Origin of the sequence: Chengkuizengella marina, assembly GCF_009910845.1 — a bacterium.
Lineage (GTDB): Bacteria > Bacillota > Bacilli > Paenibacillales > KCTC-33759 > Chengkuizengella > Chengkuizengella marina.
The window spans coordinates 164297-184778 of sequence record NZ_SIJB01000029.1 but is presented as its reverse complement, the minus strand read 5'-3'; the positions used below and the strand labels follow the sequence as shown (position 1 = coordinate 184778).

Genomic DNA, 20482 nt, shown 5'->3' with positions numbered 1-20482 from the left:
ATATATTTTACCATGAACAAAGAACAAACACGATTTTTATGTACAAAAAAAAAGTGCCTGTTCAACAGGCATTAGTTTGACTATAACTCATATGTTAAGTTGTCATAGGTAATTCCACTTGAAAATCAGTCTCCATTTCATTACTTATCACACTGATTTTTCCATGATGTAATTCAACAATTCCTTTGGCAATGGCTAAACCTAATCCAGCTCCTCCTGTTTGATCTGAACGTGACTTTTCCCCCCGATACAATCTGTCAAAAATATGAGGAAGAACATTTGAGGGAATTTTCTCTCCGTAATTTTTCACATGAACGACAACTTGTTCTTCTTTTTTTACTACAATAATGTCAATTTTATTCCCATTACTACCATATTTAATTGCATTTGAAATTAAATTCTCAAAAACTCTCATTAGTTTGTCTGGATCAGCATCAATATTAACTCCCTCATCTTCATGATGAATGAATATTTCCATATTAGCTTGTTTTAATTCAAGAAAAAATTGAGCTGAAAGCTGTTTAAGCAGCTCAATGAGATTAAATGACTGATAGTTGATCATTACATCCTTATTGTTTACTTTTGTAAACTCAAATAAGTCATTGACCATCCGATTCAATCGAATGGATTTCTCATATGCAATATCTACATAATATCTTAGCTCTACCTCATCCTTGTATTGATCATTTTGAATTAATCCTAAGTAACCTATAATAGAAGTTAAAGGCGTTCGCAAGTCGTGAGAAACATTTGTAACTAATTCATTTTTGGATTGAACGGCTCTCTTTTCCTCCTCAATTCTTAATGATAGTTGCTCTTTCATTTCATTTAAATCATCTATGATTCCACTCGCTTTAAGCACTCTACTTTGTTTAATTTCAATATCAAAATGGCCATTGGCAAGTTTACCTATCACAGCACTAATTTGGTTAAGTCGTGCCAATATGATGAAATTAAAAATTAAAAAACAAACAAGCATCAGTACGAAAATAGACAAGAATACATATGGAACAATTCCAAAAGAATATAGTACAGATTCACGAAAGGATTCTATTATATTTGAAAATAGGGGCATATCTTTAAATAAATAAGCCATTTGTAAAAGTAATAATGTTATAAAAACTGCAAGTATTAAACTCACACCAAAAGATAAAATCATGTATACAAAAATCACTCTTCCAAGTTTACGATTCAATGGTATATCCCACCCCCCAAATGGTTTTAATTATTTTATAACCCAGAACCTTATCTAGTTTCTCGCGAAGATTACTCATGTGAACCATAACTGTGTTATTTGAAGAATAATAATCTTCCTTCCAGACGATTTCAAATAAATTCTCAGAGCTGAACACTTTTCCAGCATTAGATGCCAGTGTATACAAAATATCAAACTCCTTAGCAGTTAACTGTACGGGTATATCTCCTGCTTTTACTATGTGTAAAGCTTTGTTTATTTCTAAATCATTGATTTTTATAACCTTTTCATTAGGTGATTTTTCAGTTTGATAATTATAAGATCTTCTTAGCAATGTTTTTACTCTCGCCACTAACTCTAATGGATTAAACGGCTTTGTTAAATAATCATCAGCTCCAACCATCAACCCAGTAATTTTATCCATATCCTCAGATTTTGCACTTAACATTAAAATAGGAACAACATGTTTTTCCCTTAAAGACTGCGTTAACTCGATTCCATTCATTTCAGGCATCATGATATCTAATATAAGCAAATCAATTTCTTCATTATTAAATATTTCAAGGGCCTCCACCCCATTCTTTGCCTTATAAACTTCAAACCCTTCATTTTGCAAGTAAATGGTAACCAACTGTACAATTTCTTGATCATCATCTACTACAAGAATGCTCCTCATTTTTATTCACCACCATCACATTTAAGACTTAACACTGCAAACAGGATTAAAATTTTCTTCTATTCATTAGTCTTCCTCTCAATCTGCCTTTCATTCCCAATGATCTGTTCTTAATAAAATTGTCTTATATAATGATTCTTTTTCCCAGACCAAATCAAAGCAAAAGCAAATACGTTGGATAATATAAACACCAGTATAAAAAATAACAACGAATTTAAATCAAATAATGCACTTAAAGATAGTATAAAAAAGCCATGAGATGCATAAATGATAAAACTAACCGGTCTTAATCGTTTATAAATGGGTCGATTTTTGAGTTGAAGATCCTTAAACATAGAAAATAAAAAGTACACAGTCGGTATAGTCATAAACCACATGCCATTCCCCTTAGAAAAATCCGATTCCATCATATTAAAAACTTCCCCACATAATAAGAGAAAAGACAAAACAAACATTATTAAATTTGTTGAGAAACGTTTATTGTTGTCTCTCATTTTTAAATACATTCCTAGGCAAACAAAAAAGCTGCCAAAAAATAGACCATTACGAGTAGTTAGAAATAAAGAATAATATCCTGATAATAATTCTTTGTTTGGTAAAATATCATAATAAGATTGCATCATAGTACCTGTAGCAAATAGAAGAAAAGTGATAAACAAGACGGTTTTAGGACGAAAATAAGAGAACAGCATATATGAAAAGATACTTGCAAATATAAGAGCAGGAATGTACCAAAGCGTATAATAACCCCCTGCAAAAATAAACTTCTGAACAAATTCTTTCCAAAATAACCAATCACCATCTGTAACATACCAAATGACAGCTTGAATCGGTAAATAAACTAAACTCCACAACACATATAACTTTAATATTTTCAATGCAAATTTTCTTACATACCCCCTTTTTTGTAGAACACTGTCTCTCTCTCCCAACTTTACAGCCAAAAAATATCCGGACGTCATAAAGAAAAAAGGCACCGTCAATCGAGACAAAATATCTACCACAAAGTAATTAAGCGTTGGCGATAAATCAATAAAAGGGTAGGTATGATTGCTAACCACAAGTAAAGCTGCCGCAAAACGCATCACATTAATTGCGTTATACGACTTCATATTTCAACACCTCTTGCTGTATATAAGAAGAAGCCATAGCCGTTATAATACTTGAGTACGTAACTACATCAAATTCAATCATTTGTCCTACCTTATAAAGCTGCTCACTCTCTGATATGTCTATGATTAAATGATCACTGCTTCCACCCTCAACCGTAACATGAGGATCACTAGGATGCAGTCCATTAATATCCATATCCTGTCTGCCTATCGCTAAAATAGCTCTTGTTCTAATCCCTTTATCTTTGAAGGTTTGAATTTCACCAAAAGCATTCATTTTAGCTTGAATACCTTGTGGATATGAAGGTTTCTTATGAATTTCTATTATTTCTGCTTGCAACTTCACAATTTTTGTTTCCCAATTAGACAACTTTTTTCCATAACCGATTTCAAGTCCCAAAAAAACGGATTGATTTATTCTTAAATGTGTAATTCCTTTTGGCAACCTTCCTTCGTATATCATTTGAAGGCTGCTGGAATTACCTCCAGAGACAATGGGCAATGGAAGATTAAATTCGGTTCTCAGCTCTTCAGCTAACTGTACTAAAATGGTATAGTTTTCTTCTGTTGGCATGACACCCCCAAAACACGTAAGGTTAGTTCCTATCCCTTCAAGTTTCACGCCTTTTAAACCAACAATGGATTGAACGGTTTGAAAAATTTCATGTCTATTTCTATACCAAATCCCTTCGCGTAAATCTCCTAAATCTATCATGAGAATAATAGAATGAAGCACACCCTTATTCACTGCGGATTTGCCTAAAGCTTGAATAATCTCAATCTCGGAATTCAAGCTATAATCCGCATACTCAACTACCTCATCTACCTCACTCTTTTTAGGTGATCTGAGAAGCATTTTCTTTTTATCAAGATGTTTCAACTTCTTTAAATTTTCAATACGTGAGTCTGCTAAATAATCTACTCCTGCTTCTAACTGGGCCTTCGCAAAATCTTCATTACCACAAACACCTTTCGTAATTCCAGCTACACTGACACCATACTGACGTGCTAACTTAACGATCTGAGCCGTATTATGTTTTACTTTTATCAAATTCATATTTAGAATCGGCTGCATAGCTATATCTCCTTTTCGACTCTTTCAACCAAACGATCAAATTGAAGGGCTCGAGATGCTTTGAATAGTATTATGCAATCCTCTTTTGCATAGTCTAAAATCCGACAAACTAATTTATCTTCATCTTCAAAAAATACGGCTTTCTTTTCGTTAAACCTCTCCCTTGCTTTTTGGATTGTATATTCCGTCAAATCTCCCATACCAAATACAGCGTCAAGATGCTCTGGTAATAGATCATCTGCTACTCGCTGATGAATGCTTATTTCTTCATTCCCCATATCCACCATATCACCCATGACGAATAATTTTTTGCCATTTTCATTGATATTGTACAACGAATGAAGTGCTGCTTTTACACTCTCAGGATTAGACTTATACGTGTCATTTATAATAGTGATTTTTCCAATTTTTCGAACATCATTCCTTTTATCCGAAGGAATCGTTATTTCTAAACCTTTTTGTATCTCCTCTTCTCCCATACCAATATATTGAGCAATCGCTATCGCTGATAATGCATTCATAACTTGATGTTCTCCCAATAATGAGATATGAAAAAGAAAGTTGGAACCAGAAGTCATAAATTGATTTCCATTTCTAGTTGATTTTATATTTTTAAGATCATAGTCATTGTTTGCACCTCTTCCAAATGTGACCGTATTCACTGTATTTTTATTGATATGATTCTCAAGTACTTCTTGATCCCCATTGTAAAAGAGCACCCCATCCACCCTTAGACCCTCTACTAACTCCACCTTAGCAGCAGCAATTTTTTCTATAGATTCAAAATTGTTTATATGGGCATGTCCAATATTGGTGATCAGTCCAATATCCGGTTTAACAATACTCGTTAAAAAGCTAATATCTCCTTTGTGACTCAGACCTAGTTCTACTACTGCAAAATCTACATCTTTATTTAAATCTAATAAAGTAAGGGGAACTCCAATTTCATTGTTAAAATTTCCTTTTGTTTTTCCTACTTTATAATCAACTGACAAAATATTTCCTAAAATATCCTTTGTTGTTGTTTTTCCATTACTTCCTGTTATACCAATAAAAGTACCGTTCATTTGATGACGATAGGATGCAGCAAGTGTTTGCAGAGCTTTTAATGTATCGTCAACAAAAATTAGGGGAAAATCTTTGGGCGGATTTGGTTCTTCTTTTTGCCATAACGCAGCGCTGGCCCCATTTTTTATCGCATTTTCAATAAACTGATGACCGTCGCTGTTATTGCCATGGAGTGGTATGAATAAGTTCCCTTCTTTGATATTTCTAGTATCAATTGAAACCCCGCATATATTGACATTATCACCTTGAAAAACTTCAGCCTTTGTCATGCTCACAATTTCCTCTAGATTTGTCTTAATCATGATGTCCTCCTATGATATTGAAGTTTATTTTTTTGTTTATGCTTTAAGAAACCAAGATGAATTAATTGATCAAGCAATTCGGAATAAGTGCAACCCTCTGTTTTCTGAACCAATAGCGGAAACATACTATGCTGAGTGAAACCAGGAATCGTATTCACTTCATTTAAATATATTTCATTTGTTTCAGTGATAAAAAAATCCGCTCGCAACATTCCTGAACAACCTAATGCCCTGTAAGCTGTTTCGGCATATGAACAAACCTTCAAGTAAGTATCATCTGTGATATTTGCTGGAATTATAGGAGATAGGTCATTATCCATATATTTGTCTTCATAATCAAAAAAAGAGACATTTCTTTTCCACTCTCCTGCTACGGAGCATCGAATAGATTCATTTCCTGTTAAAGCTACTAATACTTCTCTGCCTATAATTTCTTGTTCTACAACAATTTTGTGATCATAACAGAAGGCTTCTAACATTGCCTCTTCAAGATCTTGAGGATTCTCGCATCGATTAATACCTATGCTTGAACCCATGTTTGCAGGTTTAACATAACAAGGATATCCGATTTTTTCTGTTACTTCCTCTATACAGAAACGAGGTCTTATTTCAAAATCTGAATGTATATAAGTCACAAAGCAGACTTGCGGGATATCATGATAGCTAAACACCTTTTTTGATATGATCTTATCCATCGCCAAAGCTGAGGCACCTACATCATTACCAACATAAGCTATGTTCAACATATCTAGGAGCCCTTGAACTTTTCCATCCTCTCCGTAAGTTCCATGTAATACTGGAAATACAATCGTATCTTCATCTAATTCATTTGTTAGAAATTCAAGAAAGGAACTTAATTGGGATCGATTTGAGTTTTCCAAAATATCTTTATTGGTAACTTTTATTTCATTTACTGACCAAGGGCTTGTCCACTTTCCATCCCTTGTTATATATAAAGCAAAAACTACATACTTTTCTTTATTTAATTCATTTAACACATTTAAGGCGGATTTCACTGATACTTCATGTTCACCCGACTTGCCTCCAAATAGTACAAACACTTTTTTCTTCAATTTTGTTCCACCTTTATATAAAGAGTTTTTTAAACTACTTAGAAGTATAAAGATCAAAATTAAATATTTTATAAAACAAAGATAAAGAATATCTTAAGAAATTGATTTAGGATTGAAATATGTAGATACAACAAATAAAACCAAACCTGTGTAGGTTTGGTTTATTTGTTGTTTATGGTTCAAATGTGTATTATTTTTAGTCACAATATTTGTCAAAAGCATCCGTTAAGTTCTTAGCAATCTGCTCAGCAGAATGATCTTCTATTTCATGTCTTTCAACAAAATGAACTAATTTCCCATCCTTCATCAATGCAATAGAAGGTGATGACGGCGGGTAAGGTGCAAAATATTCACGTGCTTTTGCCGTGGCTTCTTTATCCTGCCCTGCAAAAACAGTAAATAAATGGTTTGGAATTTTCTCATGATTTAATGCAAGTGCAACACCTGGTCGGCAAAGCCCTGCAGCACAACCACATACCGAATTCACAACAACTAGTGAGGTGCCTTTTTTATATTCTTCAAAATTCCCTTCAACTTCTTCAGCTGTTCTGAGTTCCTTTACACCAATTCTAGTTAGCTCATCGCGCATCGGCTGTATAACATCATGCATATACATATCAAAAGACATAGACATGTGGATTCACTCCTCAAAAAATAAATTTCATTAATAAATCACTTGTTACCTTCATTTTATTATACATGGCTCTGAGGAATGAAAGCAATGTTAGCTATTTGTATCATTAAATGAATACTATTCTTCATCTTCATTAGAATCTGATTTATTTCCATCCTCTTTACTGTGAATGGGAGGTTCAAATGAGACATCTTTATCAGGATGGGTAAATATACCTGCTTCTGGTTCGATACCCTTTTCAAAATAATCTTTATTTTGTTCAGTTTGAAAGCCTATATCCTTATATGGATGTACCCACTCATTCCCTGCCATTATTTCAGGATTAGTTTCTTCCGTCCACTTAGTTAATGGGGAATTGGGAGATTCATATTCGTGGTCACCTATGATAACGCCATGTTTATTTACAAAAGCCCCTTTGGGTCCTCTATCCTTTTTAAATTGAGGAAGAAAATTAATTTCATAAGGATCTAGATCAAATTGTTGATTTTCTTGACTGAAATTTGATTGATTTTGTTTCTTTTTTTTATTTTTAGCCATCATATCTATCTCCTATTTTTATGTTGCAGGTTGATTTGGTCCATCCAACTTTTTATCTATATTTTTTAAGTCATTAGACTCTTTAGCTTCGTTTTGTTGTTGAAGTTGGTTTTCTCGTTCCTGTTCCTGCTGTGCTTTTGAATCTTGATTAGGGTTTGTATTCAATGTAATCTACTCCTTTTTACTATTATTATGTCTAGGTTTCTAAAAAAGATTCAGGAGCTTTGTTAAGCAATGTCCTGTTTTGAATCATCTTTCAAGAACTTGAATTTTTATAGTTGCTTAATTTAGAATAGATGAATCAATACAATTCTAAAGTATAGAATTAGGAGGAATCATTTATGACATACATAGCAAGTAACAATAGATATTCTGATATGAAATACAACTATTGTGGTCGTTCTGGTTTGAAACTACCCGTTATTTCTTTAGGTTTATGGCACAATTTCGGAGGAGTAGATCCTTTTGAAAATTCGAAATCAATGTTACTTAGTGCATTTGACTTAGGTATTACTCATTTTGATTTAGCAAATAATTACGGTCCTCCTCCCGGATCAGCGGAAGAAACACTAGGTCATATCTTAAAATCTGATCTAGCAAGTTACCGAGATGAGTTAATCATTTCAACAAAAGCTGGTTACGGAATGTGGGAAGGTCCTTACGGTGAATGGGGTTCTAAAAAATACTTAATCAGTAGCCTAGACCAAAGCTTAAAAAGAATGGGATTAAACTACGTAGATATTTTTTACAGCCACAGATTTGATCCAGATACACCTTTAGAGGAAACGATGGGAGCTCTTGATCAAGTGGTCAGACAAGGAAAAGCTCTTTATGTAGGTATTTCAAATTATGGTGTAGAAGAAACGAAAAAAGCTATTCGTATTCTTAAAGATTTAGGGACTCCTTTATTAATCCACCAACCAAATTACTCTATGTTTAACCGTTGGATTGAAGACGGACTTCAAGATGTACTTGAAGAAGCTGGAGTTGGTTCCATTGCTTTTGGACCATTAGCACAAGGTATGCTTACAAATCGTTATCTTGGAGGGATTCCTACAGACTCCAGAGCAGCAAAAGAAGAAAGCATATTTTTAAATAAAGGAGATGTTACTGAAGAAAAAATCTATAAAGTTCAACAATTAAATGAATTGGCTTCAAACCGCGGACAAAGTTTAGCACAAATGTCATTAGCATGGGTATTGCGAGGGCATGTTACAACTGCACTTATAGGAGCAAGTAAAGTTAGTCAAATCGAAGAAAACGTAAAAACAATTAATAACCTCGAATTTAGTAATGAAGAATTAAATAAGATTGAGAATATTTTAAATGGAGAATAATCCTTTCTATTTCTATTCTGGATTGTTGTTAAAATCAAGTATTTTAGTATATAATATGAATATAATTAAAAAAGACCACAGATACGATGAATATCTGTGATCAATGTGCAAGTAGATTGCCCATTAGGGCGGTCGGCTCATATTTCGTTTAGTGTAAACCGTCTAGATGCTTGGAGGCAAAGACGGTTTACTTTCGTTTATGAAAGGACAGCACTGCAACAATTAGCAGTCCGAATGAAATCATAAGAGAGATTCCTTCAAATACTGTCATAGACATCACCTCCTTCTTATGAAAGCAGGAAGTGAGCTAACCGCCTTTGCATCGAGCCAGTCTATAGCACGTGTGTTTATTATAGCAAAAAATTACTTAATTTTGTTAATTTTTATTCACTCGAAGAATGGTAAGGAGTTTGATATATGTCTTATGATGTGATTGTAATTGGTGGAGGTCCTGCTGGTTTAATGGCTAGTATATCTGCTAGTGAAAATGGAGCTAAGGTGTTACTCATTGACAAAGGGAATAAGTTAGGAAGAAAGTTAGCCATTTCTGGGGGCGGCAGATGTAACGTTACAAACGCTCATGAAGTGGACGAAATTATCAAAAACATTCCTGGAAACGGGCGTTTTTTATTTAGTGCGTTTTCTAATTTTAATAATCAGGATATCATACAATTTTTTGAAAATTTAGGGATTCAGTTAAAAGAAGAAGATCGAGGTAGGATGTTTCCAGTCTCAGACAAAGCAATGACCGTTGTACGTACTTTAATTAATAAGGCAAAAGATCTAGGTGTACATATAAAAACCAATTCTCCAGTCAACCAAGTCATTTACGCTAATCAACAAACAAAAGGAATTGAATTACAAACAGGTGAAACAATAAAGAGCAACGCTATTATCATTGCAGCTGGAGGAAAATCTGTTCCACATACAGGTTCTACAGGGGATGGTTATGCTTGGGCAAAAGATGCAGGTCATACAATTACTGAATTATTTCCGACAGAAGTTCCGATTACCTCTAATGAGACTTTTATTCAAAAAAAAGAACTACAAGGTCTATCCTTAAGAAATATTGAACTCACCGTTTGGAATCCTAAAAACAAAAAGGTAATTACTCATGAAGGGGATATGATTTTTACCCACTTTGGGATTTCTGGGCCAGTGGCATTACGGTGCAGTCAATTCATCATAAAAACAATGAAGAAGTTTAATACAAATCAAGTACAAGTGTCTATAGATCTTTTCCCTTCACAATCTGAAGAACAATTACTCCAAACGATTCAACATATTGGGGAAAATGAACCTAAGAAACAAATCAAAAACTTGTTTAAAAAAATGTTGCCTGAACGTTTCATTCCTTTATTGTTAAAAAAAGCAAAAATTCAGGAAGAATTCAATTTTAAAAATGTGACTAATTCTAAGTGGTTAGAGTTCATATCTAATTTAAAGAAATTTAGTTTTTATGTGAAAGGGACACGCTCAATTGAAGAAGCTTTTGTGACAGGTGGGGGAGTACATCTAAAGGAGATAGATCCTAAAACGATGCAATCAAAGTTGATGAACGGATTGTTTTTTTGCGGTGAAATATTAGATATTCATGGGTATACTGGAGGATACAATATTACCGCTGCTTTTGTAACAGGACATACTGCTGGTAAACATGCTGCAAAAATGATTACCGTATAGTTTATAAATAGTTCATACAAGGTAGAAAAGAGCCAGATGATATAAGAAGGCTCTTTTCTTACTTATATATGAACATCGTCCGCTGATAAATAATTAGTTTCCTCAAATTCATTCGTTTGTTCTATCAGTTCATTATTTTCATTATTACTTAAATAATGTTCTGGTAGATCCTCAATAACAGTATGTGCAGGTATGGGGATTTGTCCTTCTTCAATTCCATAAGCTGCATTGATATATTTACTTTCATCTCCAGCATTTTCCACCATTATTCCCCCATGTGCTTGAATAATTTCCAAAGCAGATGTTAGATCATTTTTTTCAATATGAATGTGTAATGTTGGTTTGCTCAAGTCATCATGATAAAACACCTCATATCCTAACTCCTCTAAAGTATCTAAAGCCAGAAATGCTGATCTTTTATCCTCAAATTCAAAAATAATTGGTTTTTTATCCATTGGTTCAATTCCCTTTAGTTTTTTATATAGCTTATCCTCCTAAAAAGCGTTCTATACAAATACATTCCTATTCCATTTACAGTCTCATCGTATTAAATGTCATCACGCTCTAAATTGAAACATAAAATAAAAAATAACATGAATACACCTTTTAGGAAAAGGAGGTCGTATAATGAATGCAACATCCACATCATATAAACTCAAAAGATATTGAAGAGAATAAAATTTGGGCTGTCTTAGCCTATTTTATATTTTTCTTACCATTAATAGCTGCAAGAGATTCAAAATTTGCTATGTATCATGCTAATCAAGGTCTCATTTTATTGATTTTTGCTGTTGCAGTTAATGTAATTGGTACTTTTATTCCTATATTGGGTTGGTTACTTATTCTTCCTTTTGGAAATTTAGCGGTCATTATTTATATGATCATTGGAATTTTTAATTCAGCATCTGAAAAAACAAAACCACTTCCTCTGATTGGAGATTTCGATATCATTAAATAAACGATAATTTTTACAAATATGTTTTATTCAATTATTAAATACCTTAACTAAACCTAAAAAACAGTGAATTCATTTTGAATTTACTGTTTTTTATAGTCTAATGTAAATCTATTAAGTGTTCTATTAATTTTGTTTAAAAATAATAGTTTTGGATAAACTAACTACTAACAAAAAATTCATAATATAAACAAAGGTGATTATATGTTAACTATATTAAAAAATAAAATCATGTACAGCTTATTTCTTATCATCATATTGTTAATTAGTAGTTTATCTTATTATATTTATGCAAATCCTAAAGATGATTTCTCACAATTTCTGTCTCTTTCCGAAGAGATTTTTCCAGAAAATTATACATTCATTTTAAAACACAGTAGTTTTTATAAAAATTATAACCATCAAGAAGATTTTGTACAATTAGGAAATCTACTCATGGATGAACTTCAGATGCCATTAGGTGAAAGTCTGATAGAGTTAAATCACCTTGTATACATATCCAAAGTTGAAATTGATAAAGGAACGAATTTATCTGTAAGATTGACAGGAATGAACAATGACAAATCAACTTATTTAACCATAATACTAGAAAGTAATAATCAGAGCTTAAACTATTTGTCAATGACAAAAATGAATATTGAGTCTGCTTTACAAAAGTTAGATATAAAAGTAAACTGGAACTTGATGATACAAGGTAAATACACTAATTCTGGAAGTGAATTCCAGAAATTATGGAAGCAACTAGATGATGTACTTCAATTAAATGAAATTGAAACTTATACAGATCAACGAACAATCAGTACTTCCTATTATTCACCTGCTTTAAATACAAAAATTGTAAGTGGATCTAATTCAATGAATCTTCAAGTAGCACTTCATCAAAATTCACTAAATGAAGAATGGCAGTTAACAATTGGATCTCCAATCATTACAATTGAATACTAATACATAGTACATCCAAATAAAGAGTACAAAAAACGTGAGCAGTTTTACTATCTCACGTTTTCTACTTTATAAATTTAGTTTATTAATTTAAACCAATTGAGGTTTCCTATATTACTACCGCCTCTAAATACTAAATACAAGTCATGAGATCCGGAGGTTGCTGCAATAAATCCTGTTTCAGTTATCCAGTTTTGCCAGCCACCTGTATTCATAATATTTAAGGTTCCAATTAATGGACCAGAAGTATTATCTAATCTGAATTCAATACTTCCGCCAGCAGAAGCAGAAGCAACTCTAGCTTCTATTCCAGTTGCACCGTTTCCAAAATCAACATTTTCAAAAGTAAGAATGTCTCCATCATCTATCCAGCCTACATTTAACCCCCCACCTATATCAGAAGTTGGTTCCGTCTGAATACCAATCATGGATGTATAACTTTCTGCTTCAATTTTTTCGAAAGGGTTATCTGTATTCTTAAATTCCAGCCAATTTAAGTTTAAAATACCAATTCCAGTACTACCTTTAAAAACTATATATAAGTCGTGTATACCTTCAGCATTAGAAATTGTAGCAGTGTTGGTTATCCAATTTTGCCAGCCACCTGTATTGGTAATATTAACTGCACCTATTAGAGGTCCTGAAGTACTATCTAATCTGAATTCAATCGTTCCCCCATTTGTATTGCTAGCAACCCTTACATCAACACTACTTGCACCATTTCCAAAATCAACATGATTAAAAACGAGAAAATCCCCTTCATCCGTCCAGCCTACATTCAACCCACCACCTGTATCTGTGGTAGTTTCTGTCTGAATTCCACTCATTGATGTATAGTTTTCTGCTTCAATTCGATCAAATGCCTGAATAGGATCACCTGTTGATGGACCAGTTGATTCATAAACTCTTACATAATCAATAAGCATTTCTGCAGGGAAATCACTTGGGGAAGGTATTCGACCTCCATCGAAATTCCCTCCCACTGCCAAGTTCAATATCATATAAAACTCTTGATCAAATGGAGCAGGAAAAGGATTATTAGTAGGTTGACCTAAACTTCTGCTATACCATGAGGTTTCCGTATTATATAGTTGACCATCTAAGTACCAACGAATTTCACCTGGTTCCCACTCTACACTATAATTATGCCAGTCAGCTACAGTACCATTATTAGGTATTGTAATTGCTCCGCCTGAATAAACATTATTCGGCCAATTTTCTCCATAATGAATCGCTCCACTAATTTCATGAGGTAATCTTCCTCTATTTTCCATGATATCAATTTCACCTGAGGATGCCCATCCACCATATATGTCATCTTGAGGCATCATCCAAAATGCTGGCCAGAAACCCTGTCCTATCGGAAGCTTAATTCTAGCTTCAAATTTCCCGTATTTCCAGCTTGCAAGTCCATCCGTTTTTATCTTCCCTGAAGTATAGTTAAAACCATTAAATTGTTCATTTAAAGCGGTAATTATTAAGTTTCCATTCTCTACTTTAACATTGTCTGAACGGCTAGTGTAATATTGTTCCTCATTATTTCCCCAACCTCCTACTCCATTGCCAATATCATAAGTCCATTTACTACTATCAAGTGTATTACCATTAAATTCGTCGCTCCATACTAAGTTCCATTCTTGATGATTATCTGCGATTCCAATTGCAGGGATCAATAAAACTGTTATCATGATTGAAAATAAAACTAGAATTACTTTCTTCATTTGATAATTCCCTCCCATAGAATTATTAGAAAGCGCTTTCATTTAAATAGAAAACGATTTCATAAATTCATTATATTAAACTATACGATTAATATCAATAATACAAATTTATATTTTGTATATATGAGCTAACTATAAAAAAGACACCTCTTGAGAATGTATTATCTCTATAGAGATGTCCCTTAAAATCTTAGTTGTTTTTTGTTACATTTTCATATAATGTCTTTTAACCTTCAAATGTATTATATGAAGTGATTTGAGATACTGGGAATCTTGGTGTTTCATGTGCTGGTTTTGCTTGTTTCCCAACAGTTATCAACATCACTGGAATATAACGAGCAGGAATATTAAAGGTTTCGGTTATTTTTTCTCGATCAAAACCGCCCATTGGACACGTATCATAACCTTTTGCTTTTGCAACTAACATGAATTGCATCGCAGCTAATGAAGGATTTAGTACTGCTTCACTAAAAGCAGCTTGTTGATTTTGATATGCTCCATTAATTTGACCCATCAATGTATCCTTTGCTTCTTCTGTCATAAAACCATGTTTCACAGCTTCACCATATACTGCTTCACCATTTTTATTAGCTTCAAGATCACCAAGCACTACAATTGTAGCTGCTGCGTCAACAACTTGCTGCTGATTAAAGGCAATCGGCAATAACGTTTGCTTTAATTGCTCATCATCAATGACAAGAAACTTCCAATGTTGAAGGTTCCATGAAGATGGTGCTTTCGCTGTTTCTTCAAGTATTTCATTCATTTCACTTCTATCAATTTTGACAGATGAATCATATACACGCACCGATTTGCGATCGTTAATTATTTCATAAATATCTTGTTTTGTAGACAACATTATAATAACTCCTCCTCAATTACTTACTAATTGTAATTTAAAAACTTACAGTTATTATTATACTCATTTTTAGTTATAAATCAATCTTGTTTTGTAAATTTTTTTTTACACAATAACTATAACTTATCACTCCGTTATACTTTTTCCATAAAAGATGATTTCAACTCATTTTTTAACTTGTTAACTTCTAGAAATATAATCCCTTCTTTTCTAAAAAACATCATCATATTTTTGTTTGTTTTATAAAAATCATCAATTAAGTATAATTTCGAAAAGAGTATATAAAGAGCAAGCAATGAAATAATAGAAATATACACTTTTTTCATATTAAAAACTCTTGCAACTCCAACGTATCTATGTAAAGATCAATATATTACAAGACTATTACACTTTACTCATTTACAGAGAAGCAATATATAATGTAATAATTCATTTTAGGTCTTTAATAGATATTTGAGGTGAAGAAATGAATAATAAAGCAGTCATCTTAGGATGCAATTATTATATAGGTTTAAGTACAATACGTTGCTTAGGTGTTCATGGCATACATACTGTTGCAGTAGACTATACAGAAAAAGGTGCTTATGGAGCTAAGTCTAAACATTGCTCGGAAAGACTAATTGCCCCACACTATAAAAAAGAAACAAAAAAATTTATTCGTTTCTTAATAAATTATGCACGTGAACAAAGCGCTCAACCTGTTCTTATCCCTTGTCATGATTCCTATGTTGAAATTATTGATGAGCATTTGGAGGAGCTTAAAAAGTGTTACCTTATTCCACAAACCGAACCAGGGTTGTATACAAAACTCATGAATAAAGAAACGCTTCACCAAATTGCCCAAGAAAAAGGTGTAAACGTTCCTGAGACTGTTAGAGTGAATGAGGAAAACTTTATGGAAAAAGTTGAGAACAATATTAAATTTCCATGTTTAGTGAAACCTGTTGATTCCCCTACTTTTGTAGCAAAGTTTAGAAAAAAGTTATTTAAAGTCCATAATAAAGAAGAATTAATTGCAGCCCTAGACAGAGCAAAAAATGCAAGCTTAGAAGTCATCGTGCAAAGAATCATCCCTGGTTTTGATGACCACATGTATACGTATGATGCCTATTTAAACCAGGATTCAAAAGTAACGCACTGGTTAACTTGTCAGAAATACCGTCAATATCCAATCAATTTTGGTGCTTCTGTTTACACAGGTCAAAAATATGTTCCAGAACTTCATGAGATAGGAGCAAAGTTTTTTGAAGAAATCGGATATAAAGGTTTTGCTGAAATTGAGTTTAAGAAAGATGCCGAAACTGGACAATATTATTTAATCGAAATCAACGTTCGAATCACTAATATTAATCAATTATTATACAAAGTTGGAGTGAATATTCCTCACATCACTTATCAAGATCTTACAGGATCACCTGTTGCTCCTAAAGCCATAGAAGAAGATACTGACGTACGATTTTGGTGTGGATATGAAGACATGTATGCTATAAGAGATTATATAAAAACTAGACAACTATCTTTCCAGACCATTTTGAAATCATTGTTGTTTAAACCTAAGGCATATGCCATCTGGGATTGGAAAGATCCTATACCTGCATTCTCCAATGCTGGTATGATCACATCCAAAATATTCAAACGATTAATCCACTTTAAAAAGTGAAGTTTTTTTAAGATAAATCATTTATACTTGATCTAAAATATGGAGCTGGTCTTATGTTATTATCCTCAGTACTTCAAGACCTTAATTATGTTAAAATTAAGGGAGATACCAATATAGAAATTAACGCTGTGGCGTACGACTCTAGAGAAGTAATAGAAAATAGTATATTTGTGGCTATTTCTGGGTTTTCAGTAGACGGACATACCTTTATTCAAAAAGCAATCGAAATGGGAGCAATTGCAATTATTGTTGAAAAAGATCTGCAAATTGAAGGTAATATCACTGTATTAAAAGTGAAAAACACTAGAACAGCATTAGCTAGAATATCATCAAACTTTTATCATCGACCAACTGAAAAACTAAATATTGTCGGAATTACAGGTACCAATGGCAAAACCTCAATTTCCTACTTTTTAAAATCAATATTTGAGCATGCAGAACGTTCTGTGGGTATAATTGGTACGATTGGAACAATGATCAACAACAAAGTTAAAAAAAATAAAAATACGACACCAGAATCACTGAATTTACAGAAAATATTCTCTGAAATGATAAAAGCAAAAACGGATCATTGTATAATGGAAGTATCATCACATGCTTTAAATTTAGACAGAGTGGCTTACAGTCATTTTAATACTGCTATTTTTACAAATCTATCCCCAGATCATTTAGAACTACATCATGATATGGAAGAGTATTATCAAGCGAAGGCAAAATTATTTGAACTTGCCAAGAAAAATAATATCATCAATATAGATGATGATTACGGTAAAAGATTAGCCCAAAAAGTACAACAATATGATACGAAGTTACTTACTTATGGTATAGAAAATACTGCAGATATTTATGCTTCAGAAATCAAGTATTCAGCAAATGGTTCAACCTATATGGTGCATACCCCTAGAGGCAATATTGAAGTCAAAGTAAACTTACCAGGAGTCATCTATGTATATAATAGTTTAGCCGCTATCGCTTGTGCTTATAGTAATCAATTACCTTTAGAAGTGATTAAAGAAGGTATTCAAAAGCTAGAAGGAATTAAAGGTAGATTTGAAATTGTATATCAAAAAAATAATTATAAAATTGTGATCGATTTTGCCCATACTGAAGATGCTTTAAAAAATGCAATACTTACTTTAAAACAACATGCAAAAGGTAGAATCATCGTTGTGTTTGGAGTATATGCAGATGCTGGAGAATCAGGTACAGATAAAAGAAGAGCAATGGGACAAGTAGCTGCTAAATATGCAGATTTTTCTATTGTAACTTCAGACAACCCTAAGGATCAGGATCCTGATTTAATCATTCAAGAAATTATCCAAGCCATAGAAGAAGAAAGTGGAACAGATACTTATGATGCAGTTGTTGATCGAAAAGAAGCCATTAAATACGCAATCGATATTAGTGAAAAGGACGATATTATACTTATCGCTGGAAAGGGACATGAAACAACTCAGATTATAGGGAAAACAGAAATACCTTTTAATGAGGCTAAAATCGTAGAAGAGGTTCTTAGAAATAAAAATAGATTATTAGAAATATAATATATACCCAAAAAAGTAAAGTACATCGTAGTGATTCCCAGTTCATGGATGAACTGGTGTCGGAATTGTATCATCCTGGATGAACTGAAGCAAATATTTGTCACAGGACGTGATATGATTTTAATCTGTCACATGGAAGTATGATCGACCGATTACTTTTGCGGGACCCATAAGCATAAGCAGATTCGTATAAAATAGATTGCTTAAAACAACGAAAGGTGATTACTCTATGTGTGGTTTTGTTGGTTTTGCAGATACAAGTTTACCTATAGATAAAACAAAAACAATCCAGGATATGATGAATACTATTGTTCATAGAGGCCCTGACAGTGGCGGGGTCTTTTCTGATGAAATAGTAACCTTTGGATTTAGACGTTTGATGATCATAGATTTGGTAGAAGAAGGAAATCAGCCAATGTACAATGAAGATGAGAGCTGTGTTCTTATCTTTAATGGTGAAATTTATAATTATCAAGAGTTACGTGATGATCTCATTAAAAAAGGACATGAATTTGTTAGTAAAACAGATAGTGAGGTTATTCTTCATGGTTATGAAGAATATGGCGTTGATATATTACAGAAATTAAGAGGCATGTTTGCCTTCGCTATTTGGGATTCTAAAAAAGAAACGATGTTCCTAGCAAGAGATTTCTTCGGGATCAAACCTTTGTATTATACTCAAAATACATTGGATCACTCCTTTATATTTGGCTCAGAAATCAAATCCATTTTAAAACATCCAGGTTATAAAAGGGAAATCAATAAGGATGCTCTAAAACCTTATCTTACCTTTCAATATTCAGTTATGGATGAAACATTTTTCAAAGGGATATATAAGCTAAAACCTGGTCATTATATGTTATATAAAAAAGGTGAAATTGAAATCAAACCGTTTTGGGATGCTAATTTTTCAGTAAAAGAAAATAGCCTAAATTATTACGTTGAGCAGATCAAAAAAACGTTAGAAGAATCGGTTAAATACCATAAAATTAGCGATGTGAAAGTAGGTTCTTTTTTATCAGGTGGGGTCGACTCAAGTTATATTACTTCCCTTTTAAATCCGAATAAAACGTTCTCTGTTGGCTTTCAAGATCATGAAGGAATATTCAATGAAACCAATCTAGCAAAGGATTTATCTGAAATCTTACACATCGAAAATCATAAAAAGATTATCAATGCGGACGAATGCTTTAAAATGTTGCCAACCATCCAGTATCACATGGATGAACCCCAATCTAATCCCTCATCAGTTCCCTTATATTTTTTAGCTGAATTAGCAAGCAAACATGTAACCGTAGTGTTATCTGGGGAGGGTGCTGATGAAATATTTGGTGGATATGCATGGTATCAAGGTACACCTGCTATGCGTAAATATGAAAAACTTCCTTTTACTATTCGTCGCTCAGTCTCAAAATTAAGTCAAAAGCTTCCCAGAAATAGAATTACCGCTTTCTTGGAAAAAGGTGGGCAAAAAGTAGAAGAAAGATTTATTGGCCAAGCTAAGGTTTTTGAGGAAATAGATGCATTAAAAGTGCTAAAAGAGGATTACAAAAACAGTCCTTCTATCCTAGACATTACTAAAGAAGTTTATGATAAAGTAAATGACAAAGATGATCTTACAAAAATGCAATATGTGGATCTTAAGTTATGGCTGCCAGGAGATATATTGCTAAAAGCCGATAAAATGAGCTCAGCACATTCCATTGAACTGCGAGTTCCATTCTTAGATAAAATGGTCATGGATTTAGCAACAAAAATCCCTGCAGATCAACGTGTAAATGAATTTAATACAAAACTTGCACTAAGAACCGCAGCTAAAGAATCGCTACCTGAAGAATGGGCAAACCGACCAAAAGTTGGCTTTCCTGTACCCATCCGATATTGGTTAAGAGAAGAAAAATACTACAATATCGTAAAAGAAATGTTTCAATCAGACATGGCAAAAGAATTTTTTTATACTGATGAACTAATGAGATATCTTGATGACCATTATGAAGAGAAGCACAATTATGCAAGATATATTTGGACGGTATACGTATTTCTTGTATGGTATAAAAAATTCTTCACATGAGCCTTTCATAACTGTAACAAATGTTCTTGGGTTGTACT

The 20482-nt window shown here is 33.0% G+C and carries 21 protein-coding genes; 7 read left to right on the top strand and 14 right to left on the bottom strand.

The window, feature by feature from the left end; all coding sequences use genetic code 11:
- Nucleotides 1-94: 94 nt before the first annotated feature.
- The 9 genes from ERL59_RS14405 to ERL59_RS20785 all read right to left on the bottom strand — a co-directional run bounded on the left by ERL59_RS14405 (nt 95) and on the right by ERL59_RS20785 (nt 7837).
- On the bottom strand, nt 95-1195 hold the full coding sequence (locus ERL59_RS14405) for a sensor histidine kinase (RefSeq protein ID WP_160646923.1): 1101 nt from the start codon (nt 1193-1195) through the stop codon (nt 95-97).
- Nucleotides 1185-1871: a response regulator transcription factor gene (locus tag ERL59_RS14400; RefSeq protein ID WP_160646922.1), complete on the bottom strand. Its 687-nt coding sequence runs from the start codon at nt 1869-1871 to the stop codon at nt 1185-1187. Before ERL59_RS14400 ends, ERL59_RS14405 begins: the two co-directional genes overlap by 11 nt.
- A gap of 110 nt (nt 1872-1981) precedes the next feature.
- A complete protein-coding gene (locus ERL59_RS14395) occupies nt 1982-2983 on the bottom strand; it encodes an acyltransferase (RefSeq protein ID WP_160646921.1) in 1002 nt (333 codons plus the stop codon).
- A complete protein-coding gene (locus tag ERL59_RS14390; RefSeq protein ID WP_160646920.1) occupies nt 2970-4058 on the bottom strand; it encodes an alanine/ornithine racemase family PLP-dependent enzyme in 1089 nt (362 codons plus the stop codon). The genes ERL59_RS14395 and ERL59_RS14390 overlap by 14 nt, the downstream gene beginning before the upstream one ends.
- A 2-nt stretch (nt 4059-4060) precedes the next feature.
- Entirely contained in the window at nt 4061-5428 is a 1368-nt protein-coding gene (locus ERL59_RS14385) for a UDP-N-acetylmuramoyl-tripeptide--D-alanyl-D-alanine ligase (RefSeq protein ID WP_160646919.1), read from the bottom strand.
- Nucleotides 5425-6501, bottom strand: a complete 1077-nt coding sequence (locus ERL59_RS14380) for a D-alanine--D-alanine ligase family protein (protein WP_160646918.1) — start codon at nt 6499-6501, stop codon at nt 5425-5427. Before ERL59_RS14380 ends, ERL59_RS14385 begins: the two co-directional genes overlap by 4 nt.
- Nucleotides 6502-6697: 196 nt before the next feature.
- Nucleotides 6698-7135, bottom strand: a complete 438-nt coding sequence (locus ERL59_RS14375) for a BrxA/BrxB family bacilliredoxin (protein ID WP_160646917.1) — start codon at nt 7133-7135, stop codon at nt 6698-6700.
- 117 nt (nt 7136-7252) lie between these two features.
- The gene (locus ERL59_RS14370; RefSeq protein ID WP_160646916.1) at nt 7253-7672 is read right to left on the bottom strand and encodes a DUF3905 domain-containing protein; all 420 of its coding nucleotides are present in this window, start codon (nt 7670-7672) and stop codon (nt 7253-7255) included.
- 18 nt (nt 7673-7690) lie between these two features.
- Complete coding sequence (locus ERL59_RS20785; RefSeq protein WP_201763574.1) at nt 7691-7837, bottom strand: hypothetical protein; 147 nt, start codon at nt 7835-7837, stop codon at nt 7691-7693.
- Between the two features lie 176 nt (nt 7838-8013).
- Between ERL59_RS20785 and mgrA the strand changes: the two genes are divergently transcribed.
- Complete coding sequence (gene mgrA / locus ERL59_RS14365; protein WP_160646915.1) at nt 8014-9009, top strand: L-glyceraldehyde 3-phosphate reductase; 996 nt, start codon at nt 8014-8016, stop codon at nt 9007-9009.
- A 187-nt stretch (nt 9010-9196) separates the two neighbouring features.
- Here the strand turns inward: mgrA and ERL59_RS21625 are convergent, their stop codons facing one another.
- Nucleotides 9197-9280 (bottom strand): putative holin-like toxin, encoded by an 84-nt coding sequence (locus tag ERL59_RS21625; protein WP_407925719.1) that lies wholly within the window; start codon nt 9278-9280, stop codon nt 9197-9199.
- Nucleotides 9281-9426: 146 nt separating this feature from the next.
- On the opposite strand from ERL59_RS21625, the gene ERL59_RS14360 reads away from it, so the two are divergent.
- Nucleotides 9427-10692: a BaiN/RdsA family NAD(P)/FAD-dependent oxidoreductase gene (locus ERL59_RS14360; protein ID WP_160646914.1), complete on the top strand. Its 1266-nt coding sequence runs from the start codon at nt 9427-9429 to the stop codon at nt 10690-10692.
- Between the two features lie 62 nt (nt 10693-10754).
- Here the strand turns inward: ERL59_RS14360 and ERL59_RS14355 are convergent, their stop codons facing one another.
- Nucleotides 10755-11147: a hypothetical protein gene (locus ERL59_RS14355; RefSeq protein WP_160646913.1), complete on the bottom strand. Its 393-nt coding sequence runs from the start codon at nt 11145-11147 to the stop codon at nt 10755-10757.
- 176 nt (nt 11148-11323) lie between these two features.
- On the opposite strand from ERL59_RS14355, the gene ERL59_RS14350 reads away from it, so the two are divergent.
- Both ERL59_RS14350 and ERL59_RS14345 read left to right on the top strand, forming a co-directional pair.
- The gene (locus tag ERL59_RS14350) at nt 11324-11650 is read left to right on the top strand and encodes a hypothetical protein (RefSeq protein WP_160646912.1); all 327 of its coding nucleotides are present in this window, start codon (nt 11324-11326) and stop codon (nt 11648-11650) included.
- A gap of 201 nt (nt 11651-11851) precedes the next feature.
- Nucleotides 11852-12592, top strand: coding sequence for a YwmB family TATA-box binding protein (locus ERL59_RS14345; RefSeq protein ID WP_160646911.1), 741 nt, complete (start codon nt 11852-11854; stop codon nt 12590-12592).
- Between the two features lie 74 nt (nt 12593-12666).
- Here the strand turns inward: ERL59_RS14345 and ERL59_RS14340 are convergent, their stop codons facing one another.
- The 3 genes from ERL59_RS14340 to ERL59_RS14330 form a co-directional block, all read right to left on the bottom strand.
- The gene (locus tag ERL59_RS14340; RefSeq protein WP_160646910.1) at nt 12667-14310 is read right to left on the bottom strand and encodes a carbohydrate-binding protein; all 1644 of its coding nucleotides are present in this window, start codon (nt 14308-14310) and stop codon (nt 12667-12669) included.
- Nucleotides 14311-14536: 226 nt separating this feature from the next.
- Nucleotides 14537-15169 (bottom strand): nitroreductase family protein, encoded by a 633-nt coding sequence (locus ERL59_RS14335; RefSeq protein WP_160646909.1) that lies wholly within the window; start codon nt 15167-15169, stop codon nt 14537-14539.
- A 134-nt stretch (nt 15170-15303) separates the two neighbouring features.
- The gene (locus ERL59_RS14330) at nt 15304-15495 is read right to left on the bottom strand and encodes a hypothetical protein (RefSeq protein ID WP_160646908.1); all 192 of its coding nucleotides are present in this window, start codon (nt 15493-15495) and stop codon (nt 15304-15306) included.
- A gap of 140 nt (nt 15496-15635) precedes the next feature.
- On the opposite strand from ERL59_RS14330, the gene ERL59_RS14325 reads away from it, so the two are divergent.
- The 3 genes from ERL59_RS14325 to asnB all read left to right on the top strand — a co-directional run bounded on the left by ERL59_RS14325 (nt 15636) and on the right by asnB (nt 20444).
- Nucleotides 15636-16829, top strand: a complete 1194-nt coding sequence (locus ERL59_RS14325; protein WP_160646907.1) for a carboxylate--amine ligase — start codon at nt 15636-15638, stop codon at nt 16827-16829.
- A gap of 53 nt (nt 16830-16882) precedes the next feature.
- Entirely contained in the window at nt 16883-18373 is a 1491-nt protein-coding gene (locus ERL59_RS14320; RefSeq protein ID WP_160646906.1) for a UDP-N-acetylmuramoyl-L-alanyl-D-glutamate--2,6-diaminopimelate ligase, read from the top strand.
- A 229-nt stretch (nt 18374-18602) separates the two neighbouring features.
- Nucleotides 18603-20444: an asparagine synthase (glutamine-hydrolyzing) gene (asnB, locus tag ERL59_RS14315; protein ID WP_160646905.1), complete on the top strand. Its 1842-nt coding sequence runs from the start codon at nt 18603-18605 to the stop codon at nt 20442-20444.
- Nucleotides 20445-20482 lie beyond the last annotated feature (38 nt).